This window comes from Glacieibacterium arshaanense (assembly GCF_004681125.1).
GTDB lineage: Bacteria > Pseudomonadota > Alphaproteobacteria > Sphingomonadales > Sphingomonadaceae > Polymorphobacter_A > Polymorphobacter_A arshaanense.
This window is the reverse complement of the sequence record NZ_SIHO01000002.1, coordinates 863690-877973: the sequence shown is the minus strand read 5'-3', so window position 1 is coordinate 877973 and position 14284 is coordinate 863690. Positions and strand designations below refer to the sequence as shown.

Genomic DNA, 14284 nt, shown 5'->3' with positions numbered 1-14284 from the left:
GGTGCAGGCCTGCGGCCTGCCCTGCCGGAGGCGCTTTCTTTCGTCCGGCCTGCTGCGCGATGATCTTCGGGCCACTCGCGGTCGCCGATTGCGAAGGCGCAGTCCTCGCGCACTCGCTGCTGGTGGATGGCAAGCGCTGGGCCAAGGGCCGCGTGCTGTCGGCCGCCGACTGCGACGCGCTGCGCGCAGCCGGGCTGGCCGAGGTCACCGTCGCACGGTTCGAACCCGGCGAAGTCGCCGAGGATGCCGCCGCGACGCGCCTGGCTACTGCGCTGGCGGGGCGCGGCGTCACCGCGCTGGCGCCGGTGCATGGCCGCGTCAACCTGATTGCGGATGTCGACGGGCTGCTTGCCGCGCCGCGCGCCGCGGTCGATGCGCTCAATGCTGTAGATGAAGCACTGACGCTGGGTACGCTCGCCGACTTCGCGCGGGTGGCGCAGGGCGACATCATAGCGACGATCAAGATCATTCCCTATGCGGTGCGCGAAGCTGCGCTGGAGGCGGCGCTTGCGGCTGTCGTCCCGATCCGCGTCGCAGCTTTCCAATGTCTCGGCGTCGACCTGTTCCAGACCACGCTGCCCGGCACCGCCGACAAATTGCTGGCGCGCACCGACACGGTGACGCGGGGGCGCATCGCCGGCTGCCACGGCCATGTCGTGACGGCCGAAAATTGCGCGCATGACACCTCAAGGCTCGCCACATTGCTGCGGCGCCCGACCGACGCCGCGATCACGCTTGTCGCCGGCGCGTCGGCGACGGTCGATCGCGGCGATGTCATTCCCGCGGCCATTGTTGCCGCTGGCGGTATCGTCGAACGCCTCGGCATGCCGGTCGATCCGGGCAATCTGCTGGTGCTCGGGCGGATCGGCAGTCGCGCCGTCATCGGCCTGCCCGGTTGCGCACGCAGCCCCAAGCGCAATGGCTTCGACTGGGTGCTTGAACGACTGTTCGCGGGGATCCCCGTCACCGCCACCGATATCGCAGCGATGGGCAGCGGTGGGCTGCTGGCCGAAACCGAACGCCCCGAACCGCGCGCCCGCCATGCCCCCGCCCTAGCACCGATCGGCGCCGTGCTGCTCGCCGCCGGGCGCTCGACACGGATGGGCAGCTTCAAACTGCTCGAAGACTTGAACGGCCGGCCACTGGTCGCGCACGCGGCGCAGGCGCTCATCGATGCCGGGCTGCCGGTGTTCGTCGTACTCGGCCATGAAGCCGCCGCGGTGCGCGCCGCACTCGCCGGCTTGCCGGTGCAGTTCATCGTAGCCGCCGACTATGCGCGCGGCATGAGCCATTCGCTGCGCGCCGGCCTCGCCGCCATCCCCGGCGATTGGCGCGGCGTCCTCGTCGCATTGGGCGACATGCCGCGCGTCAGCGCCGCCACCGTCGCCGCCATAACCGCCGCCGCAACGTCCGAACGCAGCATCGTCGTGCCGGTACATGACGGCCGGCGCGGCAACCCCGTGTTGTTCGGCCGTGCCTGGCTCGCTCGCCTGTCCGACAGCAGCGGCGACCGCGGCGGCAAGGCGCTGCTCGATGAATTCGCCGACCTTGTCACCGAGGTCGAGGTGGCGGACGACGGCGTGTTATTCGATATCGATGATCCGGCGACACTGGCGGCTGCGCGCAAGGGATAGGTGGCAAAGCCTCCGGCGGGCAGGGCCTTGGCCCTGCACCCATGAGTTGGGACCGCGTAAAATGCGGGTGCAGGGCCAAGGCCCTGCCCGCCGGCGGCCCTACTCGAAGCCCTCTTCGTCGATATCCGCCCCCAGCGCCCGCTTGATCGCCGCCGGCGCATGCCCGGCGCGCAGCATTGCGGCAAACTGCTTGCGCGTGCGCAGCGGATCGGCGGGCGCGGTGTCCCAGCGCCCGAAGCGCCGGCGCCGTGCATAGGTCAGCGCTGCGGCATCGGCGTCAGGCGTGGCGGCGAGTTCGGCAACCAGCCCGCGGTCGAGCCCGGCAGCGGTCAGCGCCTGGCTGACGCGCCGCGCGCCATAACCGCGTGCCGCAAGCCCGCGCACCTTGGCCTCGCCGAACACCCGGTCATCGATGTAGCCGAGGTCGATCATCCGGGCGACAATCGCCTCGCTATCGGGCGCGGCAGCTCCGTCCCAGCCTCGCTCCTTGATCTTACGCGTCAGATATTGCCGCAATTTCGCGGCGCTGGTGGCGTAGCGCGCGACATAGCGCAGTGCCAACGCCCGCAGGCTGTCGGCATCGAGCGGTGGAGGGGTATAGTTGCGCGACATGGGCTCTGCCACGTTCCTGCCATAGTCGCGTCCGATTTTGAACGTGTGTTTATGACAGATGGGAAATGTGGTTCAATGTCACAGGCAGGGTTGCCCCCCGCCAAGAGGCATTGCCAAGGGAATAAACGACCGGGTGTCGCAAAACGTGAGTGAAACACGCGTGAGTTACAAAGTGGGTCAGGAGTTCGGGGATTTGGCGCAGAATCAGACCAAGGCCGACGTTGCCGGTGCCGATGCGCCCGCAGCGACGCCGACGCTCGATACGCTGAAGCGCCGCCTGTCCGATTTCAACACGCTGGGCGAAGCGCTCGACTATGCCGCCAGCGGCGTCCGCGGTTTCAACTTTTTCGACGCCCGCGCCACGCTCGTCCGCGCCTATCCGTTCGCCGAACTGCGCGCCGATGCCATTGCGGGCGCGCACCGCCTGATCGCGGCCGGCGTCAAGCCCGGCGACCGCGTCGCGCTGATCGCCGAAACCTCGGCTGAGTTTGCGCAGCTGTTCTTCGCTGCCATTTACGCCGCTGCTTTGCCGACGCCGCTGCCGTTGCCGACCTCGTTCGGCGGCCGCGATGCCTATGTCGACCAGATCCGCACCCAGCTCGGCAGCTGCGATCCGGTCATCGTGCTGGCGCCCGAAGGCCTGTTCACGATGGTTGCCGAGGCCGCGGAAACGCTCAAGACCTGCACCGCGCTCGACTGGAGCGCCTTCCTTGGCCAACCCGCAGCGCCTGTCGCTGCGCTGCCGGCCCCCTCGCCCGAAGACATCGCTTATCTGCAATACAGCAGCGGCAGCACGCGCTTCCCGCACGGCGTCATGGTCACCCACCGCGCGCTGCTCGCCAACCTGTCGGGCCACGCGATATCGATGCAGGCGCAACCCACCGACCGTGTCGTGTCGTGGCTGCCCTGGTATCACGACATGGGCCTTGTCGGCTGCATGCTGACGCCGGTCGCCAACCAGATTTCGGCCGACTTTATCGCCACCGATGACTTCGCCCGTCGGCCGCTGTCTTGGATGGCGCTGGTCAGCCGCAACGAAGGCACCACCGTCAGTTTCTCGCCGACCTTCGGCTATGACATCTGCACGCGCCGCATCAGCAGCCAGGTCGATGTCAAAACCCGCTTCGATCTGTCGCGCTGGCGCATCGCCGGCAACGGCGCCGACATGATCCGCCCAGATGTCATGCAGGCGTTCGTCGATGCGTTCGCCCCCGCCGGCTTCCGCGCCGATGCCTTCCTGCCGAGCTACGGTCTGGCGGAAGCGACGCTCGCGGTCAGCACCATGCCCGTCGGCGAAGGCATCGTCACCGACCTCGTCGATGAACGCATCCTGTCGGGCGAAGGCCGCGCCACGACTGATGACGCCACCGACGACAGCAAGCCGACGCGCTACCGCGCCATCGTCAACTGCGGCAAGCCGCTCCCCGGCCTGACCGTTGAAATCATCGGCGAAGACGGCGAACCGCTCGCCGACCGCCAGATCGGCAAGATTTTCGTCTCCGGGCTCGGCATCATGTCGGGCTATTTCCGCGACCCCGAAGCCACCGCCGCCTGCCTCCAGGACGGCCGCCTCGATACCGGCGATATGGGCTATCTGGCTGACGGCTACATCTACATCGTCGGCCGCGCCAAGGACATGATCATCGTCAACGGCAAGAACCACTGGCCGCAGGACATCGAATGGGCGATCGAGCAGCTGCCGGGCTTCAAGGCCGGCGACATCGCCGCCTTCTCGATCACCACCTCGAACGGCGAGGAAGCCCCCGCCGTCCTCGTCCAGTGCCGCACCACCGACATGGACGAACGCAGCCGCCTGCGCGACGAAATCCGCGCCAAGGTGCGCCTGCTCACCGGCATGACCTGCGTCGTCGAACTCGTCCCGCCGCGCACGCTGCCGCGCACCTCGAGCGGCAAGCTCAGCCGGTCGAAGGCGCGCACGCTGTATCTTTCGGGGCATATCCAGCCGCTTGATATTGCAGCTTAAGGTTCTACGGGCCTCCGGCGGGCAGGGGCTTGCCCCTGCACCCAATTGTTAGGCTGGTGACCCGAAACTGTGCCGGGCCTGATGCGCCGACCCAATAATCGGGTGCAGGGGCAAGCCCCTGCCCGCCGGAGGCCCTGCCACTCTATGTCTCCCTGCCCATGACTACCCTCGCCGTCACTGGCGGCACCGGCTTCGTCGGCAGCCACGTCCTGCGCATCGCTGCCGAAAACGGCGTCACCGTGCGCGCGCTGGCGCGGTCGCCGCAGCCGGCGCTGCCCGGCGTGGCGTGGGTGCAGGGCAGCCTGTCCGACAGCGACAGCCTCGCCCGGCTGGTCGAAGGCACCGATGCCGTGCTGCACATCGCCGGCGTCATCAACGCCCGCACCCGCGCCGAGTTCGACGCCGGCAATGTCGCGGGCACGGCGGCGTTGCTCGACGCCGCGCGCGCCGCCGGCGTCGGTCGCTTCGTCAATGTCTCGTCGCTTGCCGCGCGCGAGCCACTGCTATCGGCCTACGGCGCCAGCAAAGCCTCTGCCGAAGCACTGGTCACCGCCAGCGGCCTCGATTGGGATATTATCCGCCCGCCCGGCGTCTATGGCCCCGGCGACCGCGAGACGCTAGCACTGTTCCAGATGGTCAAGACCGGCGTCGCGCTGCTGCCGACGCGCGGCCGCATTTCGATGATCGAAGTCGGCGACCTGGCGCGCGCCCTGCTCGCCGTCACCGCCGCGCCAGCGGCACGCAGCACCGCCGAAATCGACGACGCTACGAACGCTGACGGCCAGCGCGGCATCACCCACGTCGACTTCGCCCGCGCCATCGGCACCGCGCTGGACAAGCGCCCGCGCCTGATCACCGCACCACCGTGGCTGGTAAAGACCGCTGCCACCGCCGACACCAGCCTCGCGCGCCTGTCCAACCGCTTGCCGAAACTCAGCCACGACCGTGCCCGCTATCTAATGCACCCCGACTGGGTGGCACAGGGCGACAACCTCGCCTCGCGCGGAATCTGGACGCCGCAGGTGGCGCTTGCCGACGGGTTGGCGGCGACGGCGCGCTGGTACCGCGACGCGGGGTGGCTTTAGGCGCCTGCGGCGGTCAGACGCGAAGCCGGACTATTTCACCGTCTCGACGATGTCCCCAGACTGGATGGTACGTGGCGCGAGTTCGAACGGCAGACGGTAGTCGATGAAGCTGATGGGTATCGGCTGGCAGCTGCCAATGTCGGGACCGTCGCAGATTTGAAAATGCAGGTGCGGCTCGGTCGAATTGCCCGAACTGCCGACGGCACCGATGGACTCGCCCGCCTTGACCATCGCACCGGGCGCCACCGCCACGCTGCCCTGCTTCAGATGCGCATAGATCGAAAACTCACCGTTGCCATGATCGATCACCACATGGTTGCCGAGCACGGCGGCCATGCCCTTGGCGAGCAGCGCCATCTGCCCCTGCTGCAATCGGACCATATAGGCTTCGTCGGTTTCGCCCGGCCGTTTGAGCATTGCGACATTGTCGGCACCATTGCCGACCGCCGCCACCACCTTGCCGTCAGCGACGGCGCGCACCGGCTTGCCGAACACGGCATAGTCGGCAAGCTTCGTCCCGGTCCCGCTGTAGGTCGTGGTATTGCCAGTCATCATCAGGATATCATAGGCGAATTCCTCGATACTCGCCCAGCGGTGCGGCGTGTGAAAGCTGGCACCGACTGCGGCGAAGCTGCGGCCGGCGACAGGAAACAGCGCCTGCGTCTTCGATGTCGCCGTGGTGATCGGCAGCACGATCCGGTCGGTCTTCGCCAACGCGCCCAACCTGGTCTCCGCAATGATTTCCAGCCCGTCGCGCGCGCCCTTCCAGACAAACGGCTGGTACATGAATACCACCGCCTCGCCCGGCGCGAGCGTGTCGGTGGTGGCGAGTTTGGTACCCGCCAGCATCTTGCCGTTGCAGAACTGTGCCGGGAAAATCTGGGCCAGCATGGTGACCTGCGGCGCCTGCTTCGCGGCCCGCGCCACATCGGCGGCCGCTAGCCAGCGCGAATCGCGGCGTTCCTGCTTGTCGAGCAGATTGAAACTGACACCGGTCAGCGTGACCGGACTATTGCCGGTGTTGACGACGGCAAAGCGCTGCAGCAGCATCGATTGCACGCCACGCTCGTCGCTCAGCGGCGCCGTGCGCATTTCATGCTCGCACAACCGGATTTCGACTGCGTGCGTCGGTGCGGCGGCGATCGCCAAGCTCGCGGCAAAGACAGTGGCAAAAAGGTTGCGGCCCATCGAGCTCTCCCCTGCTGATGACACAAAGTCTAGCAGCGCGCGCACTCGTTTCAATGGCCGTGCTGGCGTCACGCTAGCCCTTCCCCCGCAAAAACCCACGCCTCGGCCAAAGTCTCACCATATTGTCCTGCCAAAGCGCGCATCAGTCAGTCAGGAGCACCCCATGTCGAACCGCGCCGCGCTCTATGCGCGCATCATCGAGTTGATCGAACCGTTCAACCCGAAGAAGATCGCGCTGACCGAAGCCACCAGCTTTTCGGACGATATCGAGATGGATTCGCTGACGGTGATGGACCTCGTCGCAAATATGGAAGACGAATGGGACATTGTTATCCCGCTGAATTTGCTGCCTGAACTCGAAACCATCGGCCAGCTCACCGATGCCATTGCCAAGCTGGTCAAGGACTGAGCACAAGTGACGAAATCCGACCTTTTCGACAAGTTCAACCCGATCATCGCCGAGCGCCAGGCGCTACTCGACACCGGCGTCGCCGATCCATTCGCGATCGTCATGGACGCGGTGCGCTCGCCGACCGAAGCTATCATCAACGGCCGCGAGACGATCCTGCTCGGCACCTACAACTACATGGGCATGACGTTCGACAAGGACGTGATCGCCGCCGGCGTCGAGGCGCTGACCAAGTTCGGCGCCGGCACCACCGGCAGCCGCGTGCTCAACGGCACCTACGGCGCGCACCGCGACTGCGAGAACGCGCTCAAGGATTACTACGGCACCAGCCACGCGATGGTGTTTTCGACCGGCTACCAGGCCAACCTCGGCATGGTGTCGACGCTGGCCGGGCGCGGCGATTATGTCATCTTGGACGCCGACAGCCATGCGTCGATCTATGATGGCTGCGCGATGGGCAACGCCGATATCGTGCGCTTCCGCCACAACAGCGTCGAAGATCTCGACAAGCGCCTTGGCCGGCTGCCGCCCGAAGCCGGCAAGCTTGTCGTACTCGAAGGCGTCTATTCGATGCTCGGCGACATCGCGCCGCTCGCCGAACTGGTCGCGGTCGCCAAGAAACACGGCGCGATGGTGCTCGTCGACGAAGCCCATGCGATGGGGTTCTTCGGCAAACATGGCCGCGGCGTCACCGAAGCTGTCGGTGTCGAGGCCGATGTCGATTTCATCGTCGGCACCTTCTCCAAATCGGTCGGCACCGTCGGCGGCTTCTGCGTGTCAAACCACCCGAAGTTCGAAATCCTGCGCCTCGTCTGCCGCCCCTATACCTTCACCGCATCGCTGCCACCCGCGGTCATGGCGTGTGCCGCGACGTCGATCCGCAAGCTGATGAGCGACGGCCCGGCCAAGGCCGAGCGGCTGTGGAAAATCACCCGCACGCTCCACGCCGGGCTGATTGCCAAGGGCTTCAAGCTCGCCACCGACACGCCGCAAAGCGCCATCATTTCGGTGCTGATGCCCGATCAGGAAATGACTGTGCGAATGTGGCAGGCGCTGCTCGAACTCGGCGTCTACGTCAACATGTCGCGCCCGCCGGCAACGCCGATGGGCGTGTTCCTGCTGCGATGCTCTTTGTGCGCCGAGCACACCGACGCGCAGGCCGCCACCGTGCTGGAACGCTTCGAAGCCGCCGCCAAGGCTGTCGGGCTGCCGCTCGGCGCAGCCTGACCCCCGACACGGCACGGCTCCAGACATCGGCGATTAATGTCGGCTGTCGCTAGGGTGGTCGGGCGCTGACGCGGTCCGGTCACGCCCGTGCGAATCGTATCGGTCAGATGCGCCCGAAGCTTTGACGTAAAGGTCTCGCCCATGTCGCTGCTTGCTTTGGCCTCCGCCGCCGCAATTTTCAGCGGCTTCGGCTATTTCGGCGGGCCAACCATCGAGATGTACCCGGCAGCGTCCACGCACGCTACGGCTGCCGGCCATGCCGGCGTCGCCGCCGTGGTATTGTCGAGCGACATGGGCCTCAATGCCGGCATGGGCGGCGAACTCGCCAAGAGCCTCGCTGCCGACGGCATTCCCGTCGTCGGCTTCAACTCGCTCGCCTTCTTCAAAACCCGCCGCACGCCCACCGAAGTCGTCACCATGGTCGAAGCGGTCACCCGCAAGGCGCTGGCACTGCCCGGCATCAAGCGGGTCGTGCTGATCGGCCAATCGTTCGGCGCCGATGTGCTGCCGACCGGCCTCGATGGCCTGCCCGCGGCGCTGCGCCCGAACGTCATGCTGGTCGGGCTGATCGTGCCAAGCGAAACCATCACCTACAAGGCTTCGCCGGCGGAAATTTTCACCAGGAACGAACCGGCGTTCGATGCGGCGCCGGCGGCACGCGCGTTGAACTGGGTGCCGGTGCTGTGCATCAGCGGCGCACAGGAAGACCATAGCCTGTGCCCGGCACTGAACCAGCCCAACGTCCGGCGCATCGCCATGCCGGGCGGGCATTTGCTCGACCGCAACGCCGCGGCGGTGTACAAGCAGTTGATTGCAGCCATCGAAGCGGCGAATGCCAACGTCAAACCGTGACGCAGCACAGACCACCGGAACCCATCCATTGAACGCGCGAATATTACCAGTCGGTCACGGCCTGCGCCGCTACCGCAGCGCGCTGCTGCTGTTCGCGGTACTGGCGCTGGCGGCACTGGGCTTTTTCGCCATCCACCGGCTGCTGACCGAAGTCCATCCGGGCGACGTGCGCGCCGCCTTTGCTGCGATCCGGCCCACCCAGCTCGCCGCCGCGCTGGCGCTGACCGGGCTGAGCTACCTGACCCTGACGCTCTACGACGTCTTCGCGCTGCGCGTCATCGGCCGGCCGCTGCCGTGGCGGACGGCGGCACTGGCATCATTCGTCAGCTACACCGTCAGCCATAATTTCGGGCTCGGTCCGCTGACCGGTGGGTCGGCGCGCTACCGCATCTACAGCGGCGCCGGGCTGTCGGCGGCCGATATCGCGCGTATCATCGCCACCGCGACAATGACCTTCTGGGCCGGCGTCGGCGTGCTCGCGGGCATCGCGCTGCTCGTCCACCCCGGCGACATGACGATCGCCGGCTTCGCGCTGCCTGTCATTGCGCAGCGCCTTGCCGGCGGCGCGGCGCTGGTCGTGACAGCGGCATTGCTTTTCTACAGCCGCCGACCGGGCCGTGTCGTGCACCTCGGGCGCTGGTCACTGCCGCTACCGATCCTGCCGCACGCACTCGCGCTGCTGGGCGTCGCAGTGGTCGATCTCGCCGCCGCCAGCGCAGCGCTGTGGGTGCTGTTGCCCGACCCAGGTGCAGTGGCGTTTCCGGCGCTGTTCCTTGGCTATGCGCTGGCGCTTGTCGTCGCGCTCGCCAGCCATGTTCCCGGCGGGGTCGGCGTTTTTGAAGCGGTCATCCTCGCCGCCGTCCCCGATGTCGACAAATCGGGGTTGCTCGCAGCGCTGATCGCCTACCGCGCGATCTATTACCTGCTGCCGCTGTTCATTGCCGCGCTGCTGGTCGCGGTGCGTGAAGGCAGCCGTTGGCGGCTGCCGCTGACGCGCGCCATCGAAACCGCCGAATCGATTGCCGGCACGGTCACCCCCGTCCTGCTCGCCGCACTGGTCTTCGTTGGCGGCGCCATCCTGTTGGTGTCGGGCGCGCTACCGGCCGAAACCAGCCGGCTGCATTGGCTGCGCGCGGTGGTGCCGCTGCCGTTCGTCGAAGCCTCGCACATCGCCGCAAGTCTGGTCGGCACCGCGCTGCTGCTGCTCGCCCCGGCGCTATATCGCCGCCTCGATGCGGCGTTCATCCTGACCCGCGCGCTGCTCGTCGCCGGCATCATATTTTCGCTCGTCAAGGGCGTCGATTACGAGGAAGCGCTGCTGCTCGGGGTCATTGCGCTGTTATTGCATTGGACGCGCGGTGCCTTCTACCGGCGCACCACGCTGACCACCGCGATATTCTCGCCGGGCTGGCTGCTGGCGATCGGCGTCGTCATCGCGCTATCGCTGGCGATCGGGTTCTTCGCCTACAAGCATGTCGACTACGACAACGAACTCTGGTGGCAGATCGCCTGGGGCAGCGACGCCTCGCGCTTCCTGCGCGCCTCGTTTGCCATTGCGGTCTTCCTGTCCGCCATCGCGTTCGTCCGGTTGTTCCGCCCTGCCGTCGCCGCTGCGGAGGGCGAAGCCGCAACGCCGCCGCAGGTTGCCGCCATCCTCGCCGCCACCGATCAGACCTATGCGATGCTGGCCTTGACCGGCGACAAGCGCTTCCTGCTGTCGCCCGAAGGCGATGCCTTCATCATGTACCAGATCCAGGGCCAAAGCTGGATTGTCATGGGCGATCCCGTCGGCCCGCAGCCGCGCTGGGCCGACCTGCTCTGGCAACTACGCGAACGTGCCGATGCTGCGCAGGGCCGGCTACTGCTGTATCAGATCAGCCCCAAGGCATTGCCGCTGGCGATCGATCTCGGCCTGCAACTGGTCAAATACGGCGAGGAAGCCCGCGTCGATCTGCAAAGCTTCACGCTCGACGGCCCGAACGCGCGGCCGCTGCGCTATGCCGAACGCCGGGCAACGCGCGAAGGCGCCAGCTTCGACGTCGTCAGTGCGCACAATGTCGCCGCGCTGCTCCCCGAACTGCAGTCGGTCTCGGACGCCTGGCTGTTGGAAAAGCGTAGCACCGAAAAGGCCTTCAGTGTCGGCGCCTTCGATCCGGCCTATCTCGAAAACTTCGACGTCGCCGTCGTCCGGCAGGGCGGCAGGATCGTGGCGTTCGCCAATATCTGGACCACGAGCGGCCGGCAGGAACTGTCGCTCGACCTGATGCGGCACACGTCGGACATGCCCTATGGCACGATGGATTTCCTGTTCGTGCGGCTGATGCAATGGGGGCACGACAACGGCTTCGCGTGGTTCAACCTCGGTCTGGCGCCGCTGTCGGGCATCGAAGCGCGGCGGCTGGCGCCGCTGTGGGCGCGCGCCGGTGCCTTCCTCTACCGGCACGGCGAGGCGCTCTACGGCTTCGAAGGCCTGCGCGCCTACAAACAGAAATTCGCGCCGGTGTGGGCGCCCCGCTACATTGCCGGCCCCGACGGCGTCGGCATGGCACGCGCGCTGATCGACCTTCAGAACCTAGTCGGCAACCGCCGGCCCGCCGTGGTCAAACGGGCGCCGTCGACGCCCAAAGTCGTGCCCGTCGGCTTGTCGGTCAATACTGCCTGAACCGCCACGCGGCCTTGCCGCAGCGCTCCCGTACGTGCAACACTTCAACCACGCGCAACGCCGCGGGCAAAGAAGGGTGACTTGGGGAGCCGTACGCACACCAACGCGTCAGGCGCAGACGCCGGTTTGGATCCGGGCGCCGCAGCCGAACTGGCGCAAATTCTGACGCAGCTCGGGCCGGTCGCCGACCGACTCGGCTCGCGCGCCGTCATCGCGCAGTATGAAGCCGATATCGGTGATCCGGCACTTACCCGCCGGGGCACGTCAATTGCCGGCAGCACCGGGCCACTGCCGCGCTTTCTGCCGGTGCGCGACATCTTGCGCATCAACTTCAACATGCACGGGCTGGTACCCGCGGTTGCCGTGCCCAACCGCTTCGCGCGCAGTGTCCGCATGCCCACCGATGACAATCTGGCATCGACGGTGCCCTATGCGCCGACGTTGCGCGCCGCGCTGAATCTGGTGGCGCGTTACGGCGATGCAGCCGTGCCGTGGTACCGGCGCAGCGTCCGCCGCGCTGGCAACGCCTTGCACATCAGCTACGGTCCAATCGTGCCGCTGGGCCGCATCGAACCGCTCGCCACCGAAATCGCGCTGGCGACCATCCACCGCATCGTCGAAACTTTCGTCGGCGACCGCATTGCCAACGCCCGCATCCATTTCGCACGCGCTCCGGTGTCGGATCCGCTGGTCCTGGCCGGGCGCTTCAGCTGCCCGATCGAGGTCGGCGGCGATGACAATTTCATGGCGATTCCGGCGCCCTGGGGCGACATGCCAAGCCCCTACCATGACCCGCACGCCTGGGCCGAGGGCGAGGCGCGCTGCGACGCCGACATTCGCCTGCTGACGGCAGCGCCGCTGGTCAGCCGCGTCCGTGCCCATGTCGAGCCGGCGCTCGACGGGGGCCATGTCGCGTTGCTCGCCGAGACCGCACGGCATCTGGGCATTTCGGCGCGTTCGCTGGTGCGCGCGCTGGCGCACGCCGGCACGACGCACCACGCCATTGTCGATGACGCGCGCAAGGCCCGGGCGCTCGACCTGCTCGCCAAACCGCGGTTGCCGATGCCCGAAATTGCCGAGCAGCTGGGCTTTACCGACCAGAGCAATTTCGGCCGAAAGTGTCGCGCCTGGTTCGGCGACAGCCCCGGCCGGCTGCGCGAGCGACTGGTCGCCATGCAACCAACTGAGGCCCTCCACTCGCGGCTTGGCGCGAATTGACCAAAAATTGGCGCGCCGCGACCTAGGCTACAAACGACCGTAGCGCCATAATCCGCACATGGGCTCAGGGATACGTGCGATGGCATGGACTCAAGTGTTGCGACGCCGCTGCGGTCTGTTGCCGGCGCTGCTTCTCGTGGCCTGCAGCCAGCCCGCCCCGTCGAGTTCCGAAAAGCCCGCCGCAGCGCCAACGGCATTCGTCTGGCCTGCCACGCTCAGCCCGTTCGGTGACGGCTTCCCCAATGCCGGCGATCCGTGCCGGCGTCTCGGCGAGAGTCCGCTCACTGCCAGCTATCTCGATGACAGCGCAATTCTGGTCGGCTGCCCGGGCGCCGCGTTCGATGCCGCTGCGGCAAGCGTCATCAACGGCAAGGCGGGTCGGGTCGTCGGTGCCGCCGAAGGCGTCACGCTGATTTCCATCCCGCAGGGTGATGCCAACCAGGGCATGCCTGCCGCCGACGAAGCAACAGCGGCGTCCAAGAAATGAGTTTGAATGGCGACCTACGCCAATGAGTTGTCGGCAGCCTCAAAACTGCCTGCAAACGCGCTGCCGGTGACGGTCGAGCCCCCGACGCCGGCAGCGCGTAACGCCGCAAATTGTATATTGCGCGGCAGGGCGTCCCAGTTGACGATGACATACTGAAATCGCGATTCCAGCTGCTGAACCACAACCGGAGACTGTCATGATCAGAACCGTGCTCACTGCCTTCGCCGCCGCCGGACTGGTGCTCGCCGTGCCTGCCGCCGCACAACAGATCGTCCCCGTCACTTTCGCCAAAGGCAAGAGCGCCGCAACGCTGACCGGCAGCATCAAGGGCGATCAGGACCGCAGCTACACTATCGACGCGCGCGCCGGCCAGACGCTGACGGTGACGCTGAAAGCCACCAAGGGCTCGGTCGAAATGAACGTTTATGCGCCGGGCAATGACACGGCGATCTCGCTGGGTTCGACCGACCCGTACAAGTTCACCACGGTGCTGCCGACGACCGGCCGCTACAAGGTCCAGGTCTATCAGATGCGTGCCAGCGCACGCCGCGGTGAAACCGCCAGCTACACACTGACCATCGGCGTCACCGGCAGCGCTGCCAAGGCCTCGACCGATGCGCTGGTGCCCGGCACCAAATACAACGCCACCGCCGATATCAGCTGCACCACCTCGGTCGGCGGCAAGACCGGCGCGTGCAAGGCCGGCGTCATCCGCAAGGGCGGCGGCAACGCCACCGTCGAGCTCAACACCCCCGATGGCGGCCAGCGCAGCATCTATTTTACCGGCGGCAAGGCGAGCGGCAGCGACTCCGCAACGCCGATCAAGGCGACCAAGGCCGGCGACATCACCACCGTCCGCATCGGCACTGTCGAAGTCTATTACATCCCCGACGCGCTGGTCTTCGGCGGCTGATCAACCCGACGTC

General features: G+C 66.8%; 12 protein-coding genes. 10 read left to right on the top strand and 2 right to left on the bottom strand.

The genetic code is table 11. From position 1 onward, the window contains the following. The first annotated feature begins 59 nt into the window (after positions 1-59). On the top strand, positions 60-1634 hold the full coding sequence (locus EUV02_RS10405) for an NTP transferase domain-containing protein (RefSeq protein WP_135246155.1): 1575 nt from the start codon (positions 60-62) through the stop codon (positions 1632-1634). A gap of 99 nt (positions 1635-1733) precedes the next feature. Here the strand turns inward: EUV02_RS10405 and EUV02_RS10400 are convergent, their stop codons facing one another. Beyond that, positions 1734-2246: a regulatory protein RecX gene (locus EUV02_RS10400; protein ID WP_135246154.1), complete on the bottom strand. Its 513-nt coding sequence runs from the start codon at positions 2244-2246 to the stop codon at positions 1734-1736. 193 nt (positions 2247-2439) lie between these two features. Here EUV02_RS10400 and EUV02_RS10395 point away from each other — a divergent pair, with 193 nt between their 5' ends. Continuing rightward, positions 2440-4230, top strand: a complete 1791-nt coding sequence (locus tag EUV02_RS10395; protein WP_243445857.1) for a fatty acyl-AMP ligase — start codon at positions 2440-2442, stop codon at positions 4228-4230. Between the two features lie 158 nt (positions 4231-4388). Beyond that, positions 4389-5315, top strand: coding sequence for an NAD-dependent epimerase/dehydratase family protein (locus EUV02_RS10390; protein ID WP_135246152.1), 927 nt, complete (start codon positions 4389-4391; stop codon positions 5313-5315). A gap of 30 nt (positions 5316-5345) precedes the next feature. Here EUV02_RS10390 and EUV02_RS10385 read toward each other — a convergent pair whose 3' ends face one another. Then, positions 5346-6503: a M23 family metallopeptidase gene (locus EUV02_RS10385; protein WP_135246151.1), complete on the bottom strand. Its 1158-nt coding sequence runs from the start codon at positions 6501-6503 to the stop codon at positions 5346-5348. Positions 6504-6666: 163 nt separating this feature from the next. On the opposite strand from EUV02_RS10385, the gene EUV02_RS10380 reads away from it, so the two are divergent. The 7 genes from EUV02_RS10380 to EUV02_RS15670 all read left to right on the top strand — a co-directional run bounded on the left by EUV02_RS10380 (position 6667) and on the right by EUV02_RS15670 (position 14271). After that, positions 6667-6912, top strand: coding sequence for an acyl carrier protein (locus EUV02_RS10380; protein WP_135246150.1), 246 nt, complete (start codon positions 6667-6669; stop codon positions 6910-6912). Between the two features lie 6 nt (positions 6913-6918). Next, positions 6919-8139: a serine palmitoyltransferase gene (spt, locus tag EUV02_RS10375; protein ID WP_243445856.1), complete on the top strand. Its 1221-nt coding sequence runs from the start codon at positions 6919-6921 to the stop codon at positions 8137-8139. 141 nt (positions 8140-8280) lie between these two features. Beyond that, positions 8281-8991 (top strand): AcvB/VirJ family lysyl-phosphatidylglycerol hydrolase, encoded by a 711-nt coding sequence (locus tag EUV02_RS10370; RefSeq protein ID WP_135246149.1) that lies wholly within the window; start codon positions 8281-8283, stop codon positions 8989-8991. Continuing rightward, a complete protein-coding gene (gene mprF / locus EUV02_RS10365) occupies positions 8972-11653 on the top strand; it encodes a bifunctional lysylphosphatidylglycerol flippase/synthetase MprF (protein ID WP_135246148.1) in 2682 nt (893 codons plus the stop codon). Before EUV02_RS10370 ends, mprF begins: the two co-directional genes overlap by 20 nt. A gap of 81 nt (positions 11654-11734) precedes the next feature. Next, entirely contained in the window at positions 11735-12871 is a 1137-nt protein-coding gene (locus EUV02_RS10360) for a helix-turn-helix transcriptional regulator (RefSeq protein WP_135246147.1), read from the top strand. 79 nt (positions 12872-12950) lie between these two features. After that, positions 12951-13358, top strand: a complete 408-nt coding sequence (locus tag EUV02_RS10355) for a hypothetical protein (protein WP_135246146.1) — start codon at positions 12951-12953, stop codon at positions 13356-13358. A gap of 196 nt (positions 13359-13554) precedes the next feature. Further along, entirely contained in the window at positions 13555-14271 is a 717-nt protein-coding gene (locus EUV02_RS15670; protein ID WP_166430594.1) for a hypothetical protein, read from the top strand. The last annotated feature ends 13 nt before the right edge of the window (positions 14272-14284 follow it).

What these genes read in the sequence shown, in the direction of transcription:
- EUV02_RS10405 (WP_135246155.1), top strand. Translation starts at nt 60, where the DNA reads ATGATCTTCGGGCCACTCGCGGTCGCCGATTGCGAAGGCGCAGTCCTC.
- EUV02_RS10400 (WP_135246154.1), bottom strand. Translation starts at nt 2,246, where the DNA reads ATGTCGCGCAACTATACCCCTCCACCGCTCGATGCCGACAGCCTGCGG.
- EUV02_RS10390 (WP_135246152.1), top strand. Translation starts at nt 4,389, where the DNA reads ATGACTACCCTCGCCGTCACTGGCGGCACCGGCTTCGTCGGCAGCCAC.
- EUV02_RS10385 (WP_135246151.1), bottom strand. Translation starts at nt 6,503, where the DNA reads ATGGGCCGCAACCTTTTTGCCACTGTCTTTGCCGCGAGCTTGGCGATC.
- EUV02_RS10380 (WP_135246150.1), top strand. Translation starts at nt 6,667, where the DNA reads ATGTCGAACCGCGCCGCGCTCTATGCGCGCATCATCGAGTTGATCGAA.
- EUV02_RS10370 (WP_135246149.1), top strand. Translation starts at nt 8,281, where the DNA reads ATGTCGCTGCTTGCTTTGGCCTCCGCCGCCGCAATTTTCAGCGGCTTC.
- mprF (WP_135246148.1), top strand. Translation starts at nt 8,972, where the DNA reads ATGCCAACGTCAAACCGTGACGCAGCACAGACCACCGGAACCCATCCA.
- EUV02_RS10355 (WP_135246146.1), top strand. Translation starts at nt 12,951, where the DNA reads ATGGCATGGACTCAAGTGTTGCGACGCCGCTGCGGTCTGTTGCCGGCG.
- EUV02_RS15670 (WP_166430594.1), top strand. Translation starts at nt 13,555, where the DNA reads ATGATCAGAACCGTGCTCACTGCCTTCGCCGCCGCCGGACTGGTGCTC.